We start from the raw sequence: 2,157 nt of genomic DNA on the forward strand, positions 1-2,157 counted from the left end.
TCGACGACGCGGTGGTCGCAGCTGATCGACAGGTTCATCAGCTTGGCGCGGCGGATGTCGTCGCCGTCAAAGACCGGGCGTTCGATGATCTTGTTCGGTCCGATGATCGCGACCTCCGGCCTGTTGATCACCGGCGTCGTCGCGATCCCGCCGAGTGGCCCGAGCGAGGTGACCGTGATCGTGCCGCCGCCCATCTCGGACGGGGTCAGCCTGTTCGCCCGCGCCGCCTCCGCCAACCGCCCGATCTCGGTGGCGAGCTGCCACACGTTCCGATCCTGCGCGTCGCGGATCACGGGAACGGTCAGCCCGGCGTCGGTCTGCGTCGCCATGCCCAGATGCACCCGGCCCGAGCGCGTCACCACTCCCGCCTCGTCATCGTAGCGCGCGTTGAGCATCGGAAAGTCGGGGAGCGAGCGGCAGATCGCGACGATCAGGAGCGGCAGCATGGTGAGCTTTGGCCGGCCCCCGCGATTGTCGTTCAGCGACGCCCGCATCCGCTCCAACTCGGTGACGTCGCATTCGTCGACATAGGTGAAGTGCGGGATGTTGCGCTTGGACGCGGCCACGTTCTCGGCGATGCGGCGGCGCATGCCGACAACCTTGATCGCCTCGTCCTCGCGGGCGCGGCTGGCGCCGGGCGCGGCGTAGCCTTGGCCGGAACCGTAGCGCAGGAACGCGTCGAGGTCGGCATGGCGCACGCGGTCGCCCTCGGCCGGGCGGATGTGGGCAAGGTCGACCCCCAGCTCCTTCGCCCGTTGGCGTACTGCGGGCGAGGCGAGGACGGGCGCTTCTTCTCCCCTCCCGCTCGCGGGAGGGGTCGGGGGAGGGCCTGCTTCAGGCGTCGCGCCCTGCCCTCCCCCAGCCCCTCCCGCGAGCGGGAGGGGAGCAGGGTCAGCCCCCTCCCGCGCGGGCGTGGTCGTGACCGACGGCACGACCTCGTCCACCCCGGGATTCTCCGCGCCATATTGCCGGGCCACCTCCGCCTGTTCCGACGTGAGCGGCGCTGCATCGACCTCGGCCGGAGCCCCCGCCGCCGCCATCTCCGCCGCCGCCGTCTCGATCACCACCAACGCCGATCCGATCGCGACCTGGTCGCCGACCTCGCCCGCCAGCTCGACCACCGTCCCCGACACCGGCGACTCCATCTCGACCGTCGCCTTGTCGGTCATCATGTCCGCGATCGGGCCGTCCTCCTCGATCCGGTCGCCGACCGCGACGTGCCAGGCGACGATCTCCGCCTCGGCGATGCCCTCGCCGATGTCCGGCAGCTTGAAGGTGAAGCGCGCCATTCCGTGTCAGTCCTTCATGATCTTCTTGAGCGCCTCGCCGATGCGCACCGGCCCCGGAAAATAGGCCCATTCCAGGCTGTGCGGGTATGGCGTGTCGAACCCGGTCACCCGCTCGATCGGCGCCTCCAGATGGTGGAAGCAGCGTTCCTGGACCAGCGCGGAGAGTTCGGCGCCGAAGCCGCCGGTGCGCGTCGCCTCATGGACGATCATGCAGCGGCCGGTCTTGCGGACGGACGCCTCGATCGTCTCGATGTCGAGCGGGACGAGCGTGCGCAGGTCGATGATCTCCGCGTCGATCCCGGACTCCTCGACGACCGCGCCCACGACATGCACCATGGTGCCGTAGCATAGGATCGTCAGCGCCTCGCCCGCGCGCACCATTTCGGCCTTGCCCAGGTCGATGCGGTAATACCCCGTCGGCACTTCGCCCGCCGGGTGCGCGCTCCAGTTCTTGGCGGGGCGGTCCCAATGGCCGTCGAACGGGCCGTTATAGATGCGCTTGGGCTCGAGGAAGAGGACGGGGTCGTTATCCTCGATCGCGGCGATCAGCAGTCCCTTGGCGTCGTAGGGCGTCGCCGGGATCACCGTCTTGATCCCCGACACGTGGGTGAAGATGCCCTCGGGCGATTGCGAGTGCGTCTGTCCGCCGAAGATGCCGCCGCCATAGGGCGACCGCACGGTGATCGGCGCGGTGAACTCGCCCGCCGATCGGTAGCGCAACCGCGCCGCCTCCGAGACGAGCTGGTCGAGCGCGGGGTAGATGTAATCGGCGAACTGGATCTCGGGCACCGGGCGCAGGCCGTACGCGCCCATCCCGATCGCGACGCCGACGATGCCGATCTCGGTGATCGGCGTGTCGAACACGCGG

General features: G+C 69.6%; 2 protein-coding genes. Both read right to left on the reverse strand.

Features of this window, described 5'->3' with window-relative positions:
• A partial coding sequence (locus ACFE71_RS15595) for a dihydrolipoamide acetyltransferase family protein (RefSeq protein WP_375429673.1) occupies nucleotides 1-1,289 on the reverse strand: 1,289 nt, incomplete at its 3' end.
• A 6-nt stretch (nucleotides 1,290-1,295) separates the two neighbouring features.
• Nucleotides 1,296-2,157: alpha-ketoacid dehydrogenase subunit beta (locus ACFE71_RS15600; protein WP_375429674.1), on the reverse strand; the 862-nt coding region annotated here is incomplete at its 5' end.

This window comes from uncultured Sphingomonas sp. (genome assembly GCF_964237155.1).
GTDB lineage: Bacteria > Pseudomonadota > Alphaproteobacteria > Sphingomonadales > Sphingomonadaceae > Sphingomonas.